This window comes from Amycolatopsis sp. FU40, from assembly GCF_021903635.1.
In the GTDB taxonomy this organism is placed as follows: domain Bacteria; phylum Actinomycetota; class Actinomycetes; order Mycobacteriales; family Pseudonocardiaceae; genus Amycolatopsis; species Amycolatopsis dendrobii.
In genome coordinates, this window is sequence record NZ_CP091381.1 from 8,646,566 (window position 1) to 8,660,196 (window position 13,631).

A 13,631-nucleotide genomic window follows, 5' to 3' on the forward strand; every position below is an offset into this window, starting at 1 on the left:
TGGCCCGATGGCCACCTTGTGCAAGAATCGGGCCATGGCTGTTTTTCGTCATCCGGAGCGGCACAAGGTCGCGGTGCTGGTGCGGCACGGCATGCTCGTGATGGAGCTCGGCATCGTCCACCGGCTGTTCGGCCAGGCCAAATCCGCTGATGGGGAGCGGTTGTACGAGGTCGTCACCTGCACGCCGGAGCCCGGCGACATCCGCACTGATTCGGACTTCGCCATCCCGGTCGCGCAGGGCCCGGAGGCAGTAGCCGAGGCCGACACGGTGATCGTGCCCGCGTCGTCGCTCGAGTACGAGCCCACCGGACGGCAGCTGACCCCGCAGCTCAAGCACGCGATGAGCCTGGTGTGCCCGGACAGCCGGATCGCCTCGATCTGCACCGGCGCGTACGTGCTCGCCGCGATGGGCCTGCTCGACGGCCGCCGCGCGACCACGCACTGGCGTTCGGCGTGCGAGTTCCAGCTCGAATACCCGCGCGTGCAACTCGACCCGGACGTGCTCTACACCGAGGACGGCAACGTCTTCACCTCGGCGGGCGTCGCGTCCGGCATCGACCTCTGCCTGCACATGATCCGGCGCGATTTCGGCGCGGCGGTCGCCAACGAGGTCGCTCGCGGCACGGTCGTCTCACCGCATCGCGAGGGCGGGCAGGCTCAGTTCATCCGCCGCCCGGTGCCGGAACCGCGGTCGTCGTCCACCGCGGCTGCGCGGGCGTGGGCGCTGGAACATCTCGACCAGCCGATCACGCTGCGCGACCTGGCGGTGCGCGAGTCGATGAGCACGCGGACGTTCACTCGCCGGTTCCGGGACGAGGTCGGGATGTCGGCGTTGCAGTGGCTGACCCAGCAGCGAGTGGAGCGTGCGCGGCAGTTGCTGGAGGAGTCGGAGCTGCCGGTCGACCGGGTCGCCGAGGCGTGCGGATTCGGGACGGCGGCGTCGCTGCGCCAGCACCTGCAAGCCGCGCTCGGGGTGTCGCCGAGCGCCTACCGGACCACCTTCCGGCGTCCGGCCTGAACGCGGCGGTCCGTGGCAGCGCTGACCGCAGCTGCCACGGACCGACCCCCAGCGGGACTCATCCTTGCCAGCGGACCAGGGTGTTCGGTACCCCGGTGACCAGGTCTTACAGAATCTGACACGGGTCAGGAGACGACCGTCACCAGTACGTACACCGGACGGCGCGTGGAGAAGAACTCCGCGCCGTTCGCGTCGACCATCTTCCAGCCGATCCAGCAGCGCCCCGGCGCGGGCGAGGCGGTCAGCGGAACGCTCACCATCACGTGATCGCCCGGCGGGGTGTCGCCGATCAGCACCCGGTCCGGGGTGCGACACGTTCCCGGGCTCGGCGGCAGGTCCATCCGCTGGAGGTAGCGCTGGTGCCAGGCCACCGAGCCGGTGTTCTGCAGCTCCCATACCTTCTGGACGGTCTCGCCGACGTGGAGCACTGTGCCGTCGGGCACGGTCACGTCGCCGACGAACAGGGAGTTGTCGCCGGGAACGCGCGCGCCGACGTCGACCAGGCTGCCGCTCTTCAGCTTCGGCACCACGATCGCGCCGACCGCGGCGACCAGCACGACGACGGACGCGACCGCGGCCAGTGCGTACTTACGACGGCGCCGGGGCTTGTCCGGGACGTCCGGTTCCGCGCTGATCAGCACCGGTTCCGCCGCCGTATTGACGATGGCGGCCTCGGCCGCATCGACGACGGGCACGGCGGGTTCCGGAGGGACGCCCTTCAGCTCTTCCCAGCGTCGCCGCCACTGCTGTTCGTCCGCGTCGCAGGCCCGGACGAACTCGCGCGTGGTGTCCCACGACGGGAACCGGGTGCCGCGGACCGCCTCGTGCAGCGTGGTGTGCGAGATCCGCCCGGAGCGGTCGGCCATCTTGCGGAACGACGGATTCCCGGCCCGCGCGCGCAGTGCGGCCAGTTCCGCGGAGAGCACCTCGGCGGCAGATTGCCCGTCGCCCATTGCTCTCCCTGGTTGTCAGATCCGCTGGTCGGACCAGTCTGACATTCCAGTTCGGCACAGCTGGGCGCACCCCGGCCGCGGCCGCGGCGTGGCGGTCGCGACCGGTGCGCGTCACTGCCAGGCGTCGGTGATCGGCGTCTCGTTCGCCGCGTTGCCGAGGCCGGGGAGACCGTTGGCGGCCTCCATGGTGCGCAGGACGGTGTAGTGGTTGATCGTCTCCGCGTAGTCCCCCTGCTTCACGTGCGCGCCGGTGAACGACGTGTAGATCTGGTTCGTCGAGGTGCCTTCGTCCTCGTCGAACGTCACGATCAGCAGGCTGTTGTGCGTCTTGGCCCACTGTGCGTAGCCGTCGAGGTTGTTCTTCAGCCAGGTGTCGCCGGTGCCGACCGAGCAGTCGTGCATGTCGTTGCACATGTTCGGGGTCACGAACGCGACGCTGGGCAGCTGCGAGTAATCCGTCGGGAACCGGGAATAGCGCAGGTTGCTCGACGCGGGCACGTTCGAGAAGTCGACCCAGCTGTTGTGCTTGCGCCGGTACTCGCCGGACGAGCAGCCGGTGTAGCCGTCGGACGGCATGGACTCCGAGTAGCCGGTGAAGGTTTTCCCCGCGCCGGCGAGCTGCGAACCGAGGTTGTCCACTGCGCCGAGGTTTTGCGGGCAGGTGTCGTCGGTGACGCCCTGGGTGTCGCCCGAGAACAGTGCGACGTAGTTCGGCTGGCTTGGGTGCGTCAGGGCGTGCGAGTCGGTGAAGTTCGCGCCTTGCGCGGCGAGTGACGCGAAATAGGGCGCGGTTGTCGAGTCGATCGACGTCGACGATTCGTTCTCGAACATCACGAGCACGACGTGGTCGAAGGTGGGCACGGACGCCGCTGCTGAGGCGGGTTGGGCGGCGGTCGCCGCACCGAGAATTGCCGTCGCGACGGCGGCCACGATCCGCTTGCCGAACACAGGTCCTCCAAGATCGGTCGGGAAACGCGCTCAGGTGGGAGCGGCATAGACCGTGCCACGGCGAAGGTGTCCCGGAGAGCGATCGGTGGGTGAATAACTGGCGACCACTCGTCCGGGGCACGACTTTCGGCGGGTCAGCGCGCGAGCAGGTCCCGCAGCGATTTCGTAACGCTGGCAGGGGAAGTCTCGGCCATGAAATGTCCACTGTGTACGGTTTCGTGCACAAGGTCCGGTGCCCACGCGCGCCAGAGCGCGGCGGCGTCGTAGCCCAGTGCGACACCCCAATCCTGCTGAATCACCGTGGCCGGCATCTTCAGCTGATTGCCCGCGGCGCGGTCGGCGCGGTCGTGTTCGATGTCGATGCCCGCGGAAGCGCGGTAGTCGGCGACGATCGATGGGACGGCGTTCCGGCTCGCTTCGAGGTACCGGGCGCGGATGTCGGCCGGAATGGACTCCGGGTCCGCGCCCCACTGGTCGAGGAAGTAGCTGAAGAACGCGTCCGGCGCGCCGCTGATCAGCTGCTCGGGCAGACCGGGCGGCTGCGCCATCAGGTAGAGGTGGAAGGCGACGGACGCGGTGACGCCGTGTAGCACGTCCCACATGTCCAGCGTCGGCAGCACGTCGAGGATGGCCAGGTGGGACACGTGGCCCGGGTGGTCGAGGCCGGCCCGGATCGCGACGAGCGCGCCGCGGTCATGTCCGGCGAGCGCGAACTTCTCGTGGCCGAAGGCGCGCGCGAGGGCGACGACGTCGGCGGCCATGGTGCGCTTCGAGTAGGTCTCGCCCTCGTCGGCCGGCTTGTCGCTGTCGCCGTATCCGCGCAGGTCAGGGCACAGCACGGTGTGGTCGGCGGCGAGGTCGGCGGCGACGTGGCGCCACATCAGATGGGTCTGCGGGAAGCCGTGCAGAAGGACGACCGGCGAGCCGGAGCCCGCGACCGCCACGTTGAGGGACACGCCGTCGGCGACGGGCACCCGCTGGTAATCGAAGTTCATGCGACCCAGCGTGCGCCGGGCCGATCAGCAACCGATCAGCAACGAGCGAGCTGATTACAGTACGGAACTGATGACCATCTCGTTCTCGGTGCTGGGCCCGTTGGCGGCCTATGACGCGCGCGGGCCGGTGGCGTTGCCCGGGCCGCGGCATCGTGCGATGCTCGCGCGCCTGCTTGTCGCCCGCGGGCAGGTGGTGTCGACGGACGCGCTGGTCGACGCGTTGTGGGCCGAGCCTCGGGCGGGCGCGGTCGGTGCGGTGCAGACGTTCGTCGGCGCGTTACGGCGTTCGCTCGAACCGGACCGTCCGCCGCGGACGCCCGCGAAGCTGCTGGTCACCGCTGGACCGGGGTATGCGCTGCGTGCTGAACCTGAGCAGGTCGACGCGTGGCGGTTCGAGGCATTGCTGCGCGGTACACCGTCGGTCGCGCAGTTGGACGAGGCGCTCGGTTGGTGGCGGGGCGAGCCGTACGCGGAGTTCGCCGACGAGCCGTGGGCGCGTGCCGAACGGTCGCGACTGGACGAACTGCGGTTGCTCGCGCTGGAGCGTCGGGCAGCTGGTTTGCTGGATCTCGGCCGGGCTGCCGAAGCCGTGCCGGATCTGGAGTCCCTTGTGGACGCTCATCCGCTGCGCGAGGAGGCGTGGCGATTGCTGGCGCTCGCGCTGTACCGCGCTGGACGTCAGGGTGACGCGCTTGCCGCTTTGCGCCGGGCGCGGGCCGGGCTGGCGGCGGAGCTTGGAGTTGACCCTGGTCCGGCGTTGCGGCAGGTGGAGCAGGACATCCTGGCGCAGGCTCCGCAGTTGGCGCCGTCCGTACCCGGGCGGCTCGCCGGGCGAGATCCGGAGCTGGCCCGGCTCGCTGAGGTCGCCGCGGAAGTGGCTGACCGCAAGCGATTCCGGCTCGTGCTGGTGTCCGGCGAGGCAGGCGCGGGCAAGACGGCGCTGGTCGAGGAATTCGCCGCGCGGCTGGGCTGGACCACGGCGTGGGGCGTGAATCCGGACGGTGCCGGGGTGCCGCCCGCCTGGCCCTGGACGCGGATCCTCGCCGCGCTCGGCGAACCGGTCCCGCCGCGCTCTGCGGACGGCGATCCAGCGGTGGCGCGCTTCGAGTGGCATCAGGCGGTGACCGCGCGGATCGCGGAGGTGGCTCGCCGGGGTCCGCTGCTGCTCGTGCTGGACGATGTGCAGTGGGCGGGCGAGGAAACCCTGGCGCTGTTGACGTCGATGACCGCGGCTCCGGTGCTGTTGATCGCGACGTATCGGACCACCGAAGTCTCCGCGGAACTGACCGCGGCGTTGGGCAGACTCGCGCGCGCCGACCCGGTCCGGCTGTATCTGGGCGGGCTTTCGGTCGAGGCGGTGGCCGAATTGGTGGGTCCCGAGTCCGCCGCGGTGATTCACCGGCGATCTGGCGGAAACCCGTTCTTCGTCAAGGAACTCGCCCGCGCGCTGGATGCCGAAGGCGACCTGCCGGACGGAGTGCGCGACGTTGTCCGGAACCGGATCGCCGCGTTGCCCGACCACGTGCGCGCGGTGCTCGGCAAGGCTGCGGTGATCGGCGCGGACGTCGACCTCGGCCTGCTCGGCGATGTCCTCGACGAACTGGAAACTGCTGTGCAGGCAGGGTTTCTCTGCGAAAGCGGACCGCGCGCGTTCCGGTTCGCGCATGCGCTCGTCCGTGATGCTGTCTATAACGATCTTTCGCTCGCTCGACGCGCACAGCTGCACCGCGAAGTCGGCGAGGCTTTGGCAAGCCGCCGACCGTCCGAGATTTCCTTACTGGCCCAACATTTCCTGCTCGCCGGAGACGACCGTGGCACTGCCTACGCGCAAGCAGCCGCAGAACGCGCCGAACGAGATTTCGCGCCGCACGAAGCACTTCGGCTCTGGCAAGCGGCTTTGGCGCAAGGCCCGCGTACGGTGGAATTGCTGATGGGCCTCGCCCGGACATCCGCGTTCACCGGCTCACTCGCCGCCGCACGCCGCTACCGCGCCGAGGCGTTGGACCTGGCTGGCGACGATTCCGCTTTGACCATCCGGGTTTTGACTGCCTTCGACGTGCCGGGAATCTGGACTGAAAACGACGACCCCGCGCTGGCCCGCCGCATCGCCGGCGCCGCCGAACGCGTGCACACCACCGATCCGCTCGTCCGCGCCCGGCTGCTGGCGACCGTCGCGTTGGAACTGCGCAACGAAGGCGGTCAATGCGCCCACGACGCCGCTGTCGAAGCGGAGAAACTGGCGCGGTCCGCCGAGGATCCGGCGTTGCTGGCGTTGGCGTTGAACGCACGCTGGACGCAGACCTTCACCCGCGCTGGTCTGGCTCCAGAACGCGCCCGGATCGGCGAGGAACTGGTCGAACTGGCTGCTCGGCACCGTCTGGTGACCTTCGAAGTGCTCGGTCACCTGATACTGATGCAGGCTCGTTCCGCGCTAGCCGACTTCGTGGCCGCCGACACCCACGCGGCCGCGGCGGATCGGCTGGGGGAGCAGTACGACCTCCCGCTCGTCAGCGTGTTCACCGAGTGGTACCGCGCGCTCCGCCTGGCCGTCACCGGTCCGGTCGCTGCCGCGGAAGCCGCCTACCGCGGCGCCGCGGCCCGGTTGCCCGGCAGCGGAATGTCCGGAGTGGACCGTGGCCTGCTTCCGCTGGCCAGGCATTGCCTTTACGTCCAACACGGTCTGGAATCCACAGTGGACTTCACGCTGCCGCCGGATCGGCCGGACCTGTTCCTGGAACTGCGCGCTTGCCTCACCGCATCGACCGGAGACGCACGCGAGTTATACGCGCGCTTGGCCCCCGCGGAGAACGAACTGGCCGGTGCCGGTTCCGGCATGGTGACCCTCGGCCCGGTCGCCTATTACCTGGGCGAACTCGCTGTCCGGTTGGGATTGCCGCCCGGCGAGCACTACCGCAAGGCTGCCGAAGTAGCCCGCCGGGCCGGTGCGGCGCAGTGGGTCAGTCGACTACGTACCATGTGCCGCCGCGATTCTCCATAACCGCGTCGCCGAGGTCGCTGTCGGTGAACTTGACGGACGCCTTCACCGCGCGCGCCGGAATCTCGACCCGCTTGGCCCCTTCCTTGATCTTGGACCGGTCCACCGTGGCCGTCTGGAGTGCCTTCTTCTGCGCCGGGGAGATCAGCTGGAACGCCATCGGCATCGTCTTCTCGCACGGTCCCATGCCCTCGTCCTCCGCCTTCTTGGCGGCCGGACCGGCGATCTCGCACACCGTCGCGAGATCCTGCCTGCCTGCCGCGTGCATGAAGGCCTCATACCGCTCGACCGCGTCCCCGCCAGTCGATTCCGACTCCGCCGCAGCTGAGGACGACGGTGCCGCGGAGGTGGACGGCGACGGCGACGGCGACGGCTGCGTTGCGGCCGAGGAGGACGCGGGCGCGGTCGAGGGCGCGGGAGAGGCGGTGCCGCCGCTTTCGCCGGAGCAACTGCTGATCAGGAGGGCAGCGCCCACGGCAAGAAAGGGGAGGATGCGAGCGGACATGGCGTGCCTTTCCCGTCAGGAAGAATGCTCCGGAGCATAAGCGACAGACGGGTGCGGCGTGCGAAAACGGGAATCTTGGATACGGATCTCCGCCGAATCCGGCGGTCAGTTCGCCGGATGCCCCGCACCGGCGTAGTCGTCCCCGGGCCGGTGGAACGTGTGGATCTGAATCGCCTGTCCCTCGGTCGGCGCGTTGATCATCAGCCCGTTCCCCAGGTACAGCCCCACGTGGTGGATGCGCGTCGCCGGGCTGCCGTAGAAGACGAGGTCGCCCAGCTGCGGTTCCTGCCCGCCCGGAACCGGCGGCACCGAGCGGAACTGGCTGTCCGCCGTGCGCGGCAGGGAGACCCCGGCGCTGTCGTAAGACGCCTTGGTGAGACCAGAGCAGTCGAATCCCGCCGCGCCCGCGTCCGGGCCGTTGCCGCCCCACACGTACGGCAGGCCGAGTTGTCCGAGCGCGAATCGCGTGGCGTGCACGGAAGGCGCGTTCGCCTTCGCCGGGTCCAGCGAAAGCGTCGCGTACAGCTGGGCGTAGCCGAGCACTCGCTGCCGGAACAGCTCCATGCCGCTGCCGTTCTCGTAACCGGCGACCGCCTTCCACCAGCCATTGCCCGCGGACAGGTCGACACCGCTCGCGCACAACGCGCGTCCCGCGGCGACGGACGCGGCCGACGGGTCGGACAGCGCGGGGTTCGCGATGCCGGGGATCTGTGCGCCGTACTTCTTCCACTGCTGCGTCGAGAGCCCCATCGGCTCGCCGTCGCCACGGCCGTGGTTGTTGCCGGCGACGCCGAGGCCCGCCAGCGTGACCCACGACAGGTGGCAGTCCGGGCGCTCCTTGCGCATGGTCAGCTCGCCGTTGGCGTACCCGAGCAACGCGGGGGCCGGGATGTCCAGCGGTCCGGCGAGCGAATCCGCCCACTTCTGCAGCGGGGCCGGACCGCCGCCTCCGCCAGCCGCGCCCTGTGCCGGTTCCTGCGCTTGCACCGGCGCGCTCGCCTGCAGCACCGACGGACCGCTGACCGTCTGCGCGGGTGCCGGCGCGGTGAGCGCGGCCTGCGCCGGAACAGGAGCGGGCTGGTCGCGTCCGGCAACCAGCCAGCCCGCGGTGGCGAGGCCGGCGACCAGCGGCAACGCCACGAGTCCGCGATACAGCGCGCCGCGAGCCCAAGTGGGCTTCGGCGGCGCGTCGGCGGTGGGGGTCTCCGGCGTCACGGCGTCCAATCTAGAAGAGCGCACCTCTGGGTAACGAGCGAACGGCTTGCACGTTAGGGGGACTCTCATATTGTGGGCACATGGCTGAACTCGACGCGGCGCGGCTGCGGGACGGACTCGGCGGCCGCTACACCCGCCTCGACGTCGTGGAGACGACCGGTTCCACCAACGCTGACCTGCGGGAAGCCCTTGTCGCGGGCGCGGAGGACCGGACCGTTTTGCTGGCCGAACACCAGACGGCCGGGGTAGGACGACGGGCTCGGTCGTGGAGTTCGCCGAAGGGCGCCGGGCTGTACCTGAGCATCGCGCTGCGCCCGGCGGGCGTGCCGTTCTCCGCGCTCGGCTCACTGTCTGTGGTCGCCGGTCTCGCAGTGCACGCGCTCGCCACCGATTTGGGCGTCGACGCCGCCCTCAAATGGCCTAACGACGTGCTCGCCGGGCCCGAGCGGGCCAAGTGCGCGGGCATCCTCGCCGAGGCCGTCGGCACCGGCAACGCGGCCGTGGTGCTCGGCATCGGACTGAACGTCCTGCCTCTGGGCGACGACGTCCCGGCCGGCCCGGGCGGGCTGCCCGCGACCTCGCTCGCCGAGCAGGGCGCGACGACCACCGACCGCACCGAGGTCGCGCTCGGCCTGCTGACCAGGCTCGACGACCTCGAACGCCGCTGGCGGACGGCGGGCGGCGACCTCACCGAGGCCGGTCTGCTCGGCGACTACCGCGCCCGCTGCGCGACGCTCGGCCAGGACGTCCAGGTGCAGCTGCCGGACGGGTCGACGCTCACCGGCCGCGCCGCGGACCTCGACGCGTCCGGCCAGTTGCAGGTCGACGTCCCCGACGGGCGGCGGCTGACGGTTTTCGCCGGTGATGTGGTGCACGTCCGCCCCGCTTGACCGGAACGGGCGCGCCCGCGCGAGGCCAGCGCCGGTACGGTGGATCCACCACATCGGCACACATTCGCAGGGGAGCGCCCGCCGTGGCCTATCCGGACGATTTGCTCAGCCAGAACGAACGCGTGGTGGTGCACAGCCACCCGCATTTCAAGATGCTGATCTTCCCGTTCCTGGCGTTCGTGATCACCGTCGGGGCGGCGGTGTGGCTGCTCGTGGTCGCCAAGGACTTCGCTGGGCCGTGGAACAACATCACGATGATCGCGGTCGCCGCGGTGGCGCTGATCTTCGTGGTATGGCTGTTCCTCGCGCCGCTGGTCCGCTGGCGCACGACGCACTTCATCGTGACCACCGACCGGCTGATCGCGCGCGAAGGCGTGCTCAAGCGCACCGGCATCGACATCCCGCTGTCGCGGATCAACAGCGTGCAGTTCGAGCACGGCCTGCTCGACCGGATCTTCGGCTGCGGCACGCTCATCATCGAGTCGGCCTCGGACGAGCCGCTGCGCTTCGATGACATTCCCCACGTCGAGCACGTGCATACGGTCATTTACCGCGAAGTCAACGACAATCCCTACGACGACTACCACGGCGCGCCCGGTCCGCAGGACACCGAACCTCTGCCCCCGCGCGGCCGGGAACCGCGCGGAAGGAGACGCTGACGTGGGTGCTCGAGAGGTCGGCCTGCCGGAACGGGTCCCCGCGGGCGGGTTGCCGCCGCGGGTCGAGATCTGGGAGGTCGGGGCGCGCGACGGGCTGCAGAACGAGAGCTCGGTCGTGCCGGTCGAGGTCAAGCTCGAATTCCTGGACCGGCTCGCCGGCTCCGGGCTCACCACCCTCGAGGCGACCAGCTTCGTGCATCCGAAGTGGGTCCCGCAGCTCGCCGACGCCGAACAACTGCTCGCCGGGCTCGACCGCCACGACGGCGTCCGCTACCCGGTGCTGGTCCCGAACGACCGCGGCCTCAACCGCGCGCTCGAAGCGGGTGTCGACCACATCGCGATCTTCGCCAGCGCCACCGAGACCTTCGCCCAGCGCAATCTGAACTCGACCTTCGACGACCAGTTCGGCATGTTCGAACCGGTCGTCACGCGGGCCCGCAAGGAGGGCCTGGAGGTCCGCGGCTACCTGTCGATGTGCTTCGGCGACCCGTGGGAGGGCGTGGTCGACGTGGAGCAGGTCGTGCGGGCGGGCAAGCGGCTGCTCGACTTCGGCTGCTCGCAGCTCTCGCTCGGCGACACCATCGGCGTCGCCACCACGAACCAGGTCACCCGGCTGATCGAGGCGTTCGGCGACACGTCGGCCCTGGCCGTGCACTTCCACGACACCTACGGCCAGGCGCTGGCCAACACCGAGGCCGCGCTCCGCGCCGGGGTGTCCACTGTGGACTCCTCGGCAGGCGGGCTCGGCGGCTGCCCGTACGCCGAGTCGGCGACCGGCAACCTGGCGACCGAGGATCTGGTCTGGCTGCTGGAGGGGCTCGGCGTGGAGCACGGGGTCGATCTCGGCAAGCTGGTGGAGACCAGCGTGTGGATGGCCGGGCAGCTGGGCCGTCCGTCGCCGTCGCGGGTTGTGAACGCGCTTGCCGGATAGCACTCCCGAGTTCGTCCCGCTCAGCGCGGAGACGTGGCCGTTGTTCGAGCAGCTCTTCGGCCCCGGCGGGGTGCAGGGCGGCTGCTGGTGTTCGTTCTTCCGGCTCAGCGGCCCGGACTACAAGGCCGCCGGTCGCGACGGCCGCAAGGAGCATGTCCGAGGCGAGGCTCAGGACGGGAAATCGTTGGGGCTCTTGGGCATTGTCGACGGTGAACCGCTGGGCTGGGTGGCCGTGTCGCCGCGGAAGGACAATCCGCGGCTGGCCACCTCGCGCGTGATGGCGTCGGACGAACCCGGTGCGGTCTGGTCGGTGACCTGCTTCTACATCCACCGCCGCGGCCGTCGGCGCGGGCTGGCGACGGCGTTGCTGCGGGCCGCCGTGGACTACGCCGCCGAACAGGGCGCGGAAAGCGTCGAGGGGTACCCGGTCGAGATCGGGCCCCGGTCGACCTCGTCGGACCTCTATCACGGCAGCACCGGCATGTTCACCGACGCGGGGTTCGAGGTGGTCGAGAAGCGCGGCACGGCCCGCGCGTTGGTGCGTCGGCGCATCGCGATCGCCCGATAAGGTGGGTTTCCCGCTCGCCCGGAACCTTCCGGTACGGGCGAGCGTCCGATCCGGTGCCGGCACGACCGAGAAGAGGGTGCCAGTGTCCGACCAGCCCGAACCGGCAGACACCGACGTCGCCACCGGCCCGGTGCGCGTGCCCGCCCAATACGGCGGGCTGCTGCACCGCGGCTTCGACGAGGTGCCCACCCCGCCTTCGGGCACCGGCGTGCTGCCCGCGCACAGCCGTCCGCCGGTCGGTTCTCCGCGCACGGACCGGGAAAGCGTGCTGGCGCTGTTCGCGGTCCACATGTTCCCGCTCGGGCATTTGCCGGTGGCGGCGGACCGTCCGGACCGGCAGTTGCCGCTGCCCTCGGACGGGGTCGCCCGGCGTCCGCTGTTCGACCATCCGGAATCGGCATTGCTCGACGACACCGCGGTGCTCGGGTACGTCAAGCAGGGTTTCCGTCGTTCGCCCGCGCCGCCGGTGGATCCGGAGCCGCCCGAGTCGGTCGTCGAAGGCTATGTGCCGCCGGAAGGTCCCGAGTGGGAGCGCCGGTTCGTAGCCGGCGCCGAGTACGTGTGGCCGCCCGCGGAAGGCGGCGTCGAAGAGCCGAATCCGGTGGTACTGCCGGAAAACACGGTGCTGGACCGCTTCGGCAGCGACCACGGCCGGGTGTTCGCACCGGACGGCACGCCGTTCGCGGAACGCGCGTTGCCGCCCGCCGCGCTGCGTTCCGGCTACCGCCGTTACCGCGTGCTGAAGCCGATGCCGGTGTGGCAAGCCACGTCGGCGGAGTGGTTCGACGGGCCGGGCGGCGGGATCCGCTACCGTGCGGTGCTCTCCGCGGACGAACTGGTCACGCTGGGATTCCTGGTCGACGTCACGCGGGAGGCACGATGAACACCCAGTCGATTCGCAAATGGCTGGACGTCATCGGAGTGCCCGGGGAAGTCGTGTCGATCGGCAGGGAAGCGGACAACACGTGGTGCCTGCTGCCGACCGCCGACGGCGGCTGGGAAGTGTTCTGGCGCGAGCAGGGCAACCGCTACGACTGGGCCGCGTTCACCTCCGAACAGGTCGCCTGCCACTACCTCTTCGGCAGGCTGACCTGGTCACAGGTGGCGCGCGGCGCGGTCGGCGTGCTGCCCGGCGCTCACTGACGGCGCAGGACCGCCAGCGCCTCGTCGTGCAGGAGGCCGTTCGTGGACAGTGCTGAGCCGCCCTCGTAGGTCTCGGCACCGGAAAGATCGGTGAACCGGCCGCCCGCCTCGGTGACGATCACCTGCGCGGCCGCGACGTCCCACGGGTTCACGATGCACTCGGCGGCGACGTCCATCGCGCCCTCGGCGACGAGGCAGTGGCTCCAGAAATCGCCGAACGCGCGGGACTCCCAGCACGCCTCGGTGAGCGCGAGGTACTTCTCGCGGGAGTGGTATTCGGTCCAGCTGTTCAAGTCCGTCGTGGACAGATAGGCGTCGCCGAGCGTCGCCACCTTCGACACCGACATGCGCCGTTCGCCGGCCGCGTCGCGCAAGTGCGCGCCCTCGCCGCGAGCCGCCCACCAGCGCCGGCCCAGCAACGGCGCGCTGATCATGCCGACCACCGGCGTGCCGTCCTCGACGAGTGCGATCAGCGTCGCCCACACCGGGACGCCGCGGAGGAAGTTCTTGGTCCCGTCGATCGGGTCGATCACCCACGCCCGGCCCTCGCTGCCCGCCGAACCGCCGCGTTCCTCGCCCGCGACCGTGTCGCCGGGCCGCTGCGCGGCGAGGATTTCGCGGATCGCGTCCTCGACGGCCGTGTCGGCGTCGGTCACCGGCGTGCGGTCCGGTTTCGCGGACACCGCGAGGTCGAGCGCACGGAAACGGGCAGTGGTCAGCGCGTCGGCGGCGTCCGCCAGCCGGGTGGCGAGAACGAGGTCATCCGAGTAGGCAGGCACGGTCACGATGGTTTCACGCCCGTTCGCCGTAA

At 70.3% G+C, this 13,631-nt stretch carries 14 protein-coding genes; 8 read left to right on the forward strand and 6 right to left on the reverse strand.

Annotated elements, in window-relative coordinates:
• Positions 1 to 34: 34 nt before the first annotated feature.
• A complete protein-coding gene (locus L3Q65_RS41005) occupies positions 35 to 1,018 on the forward strand; it encodes a GlxA family transcriptional regulator (RefSeq protein ID WP_237598047.1) in 984 nt (327 codons plus the stop codon).
• Positions 1,019 to 1,143: 125 nt separating this feature from the next.
• On the opposite strand, the gene L3Q65_RS41010 is transcribed toward L3Q65_RS41005, so the two are convergent.
• From L3Q65_RS41010 to L3Q65_RS41020, 3 genes are all read right to left on the reverse strand, one after another.
• Entirely contained in the window at positions 1,144 to 1,971 is an 828-nt protein-coding gene (locus L3Q65_RS41010) for an NBR1-Ig-like domain-containing protein (RefSeq protein ID WP_182894461.1), read from the reverse strand.
• A 111-nt stretch (positions 1,972 to 2,082) separates the two neighbouring features.
• Positions 2,083 to 2,919, reverse strand: a complete 837-nt coding sequence (locus L3Q65_RS41015; protein ID WP_237598048.1) for an alkaline phosphatase family protein — start codon at positions 2,917 to 2,919, stop codon at positions 2,083 to 2,085.
• A gap of 134 nt (positions 2,920 to 3,053) precedes the next feature.
• Positions 3,054 to 3,914, reverse strand: coding sequence for an alpha/beta fold hydrolase (locus L3Q65_RS41020; protein ID WP_182894459.1), 861 nt, complete (start codon positions 3,912 to 3,914; stop codon positions 3,054 to 3,056).
• Between the two features lie 70 nt (positions 3,915 to 3,984).
• Here L3Q65_RS41020 and L3Q65_RS41025 point away from each other — a divergent pair, with 70 nt between their 5' ends.
• Positions 3,985 to 6,912, forward strand: coding sequence for a BTAD domain-containing putative transcriptional regulator (locus L3Q65_RS41025; RefSeq protein ID WP_237598049.1), 2,928 nt, complete (start codon positions 3,985 to 3,987; stop codon positions 6,910 to 6,912).
• On the opposite strand, the gene L3Q65_RS41030 is transcribed toward L3Q65_RS41025, so the two are convergent.
• Both L3Q65_RS41030 and L3Q65_RS41035 read right to left on the reverse strand, forming a co-directional pair.
• Positions 6,872 to 7,384, reverse strand: a complete 513-nt coding sequence (locus L3Q65_RS41030) for a hypothetical protein (protein WP_237598050.1) — start codon at positions 7,382 to 7,384, stop codon at positions 6,872 to 6,874. The two genes, L3Q65_RS41025 and L3Q65_RS41030, sit on opposite strands and share 41 nt — an antisense overlap.
• A 135-nt stretch (positions 7,385 to 7,519) precedes the next feature.
• Entirely contained in the window at positions 7,520 to 8,629 is a 1,110-nt protein-coding gene (locus L3Q65_RS41035; RefSeq protein ID WP_237598051.1) for a C40 family peptidase, read from the reverse strand.
• 80 nt (positions 8,630 to 8,709) lie between these two features.
• On the opposite strand from L3Q65_RS41035, the gene L3Q65_RS41040 reads away from it, so the two are divergent.
• The 6 genes from L3Q65_RS41040 to L3Q65_RS41065 all read left to right on the forward strand — a co-directional run bounded on the left by L3Q65_RS41040 (position 8,710) and on the right by L3Q65_RS41065 (position 12,820).
• Complete coding sequence (locus L3Q65_RS41040; protein WP_182894455.1) at positions 8,710 to 9,519, forward strand: biotin--[acetyl-CoA-carboxylase] ligase; 810 nt, start codon at positions 8,710 to 8,712, stop codon at positions 9,517 to 9,519.
• Between the two features lie 83 nt (positions 9,520 to 9,602).
• Entirely contained in the window at positions 9,603 to 10,178 is a 576-nt protein-coding gene (locus L3Q65_RS41045) for a PH domain-containing protein (RefSeq protein ID WP_182894454.1), read from the forward strand.
• Position 10,179: 1 nt separating this feature from the next.
• Positions 10,180 to 11,109: a hydroxymethylglutaryl-CoA lyase gene (locus tag L3Q65_RS41050; protein ID WP_182894453.1), complete on the forward strand. Its 930-nt coding sequence runs from the start codon at positions 10,180 to 10,182 to the stop codon at positions 11,107 to 11,109.
• Complete coding sequence (locus L3Q65_RS41055) at positions 11,099 to 11,677, forward strand: GNAT family N-acetyltransferase (RefSeq protein ID WP_182894452.1); 579 nt, start codon at positions 11,099 to 11,101, stop codon at positions 11,675 to 11,677. Before L3Q65_RS41050 ends, L3Q65_RS41055 begins: the two co-directional genes overlap by 11 nt.
• A gap of 82 nt (positions 11,678 to 11,759) precedes the next feature.
• Positions 11,760 to 12,560: a TNT domain-containing protein gene (locus tag L3Q65_RS41060; RefSeq protein ID WP_237598052.1), complete on the forward strand. Its 801-nt coding sequence runs from the start codon at positions 11,760 to 11,762 to the stop codon at positions 12,558 to 12,560.
• A complete protein-coding gene (locus tag L3Q65_RS41065) occupies positions 12,557 to 12,820 on the forward strand; it encodes a hypothetical protein (protein WP_037816012.1) in 264 nt (87 codons plus the stop codon). The genes L3Q65_RS41060 and L3Q65_RS41065 overlap by 4 nt, the downstream gene beginning before the upstream one ends.
• Here the strand turns inward: L3Q65_RS41065 and hisN are convergent.
• Positions 12,814 to 13,605 carry a histidinol-phosphatase gene (gene hisN, locus L3Q65_RS41070; RefSeq protein ID WP_182894450.1) on the reverse strand — a complete coding sequence of 264 codons (792 nt, stop codon included), beginning with the start codon at positions 13,603 to 13,605 and terminating at the stop codon, positions 12,814 to 12,816. The two genes, L3Q65_RS41065 and hisN, sit on opposite strands and share 7 nt — an antisense overlap.
• Positions 13,606 to 13,631: the final 26 nt, after the last annotated feature.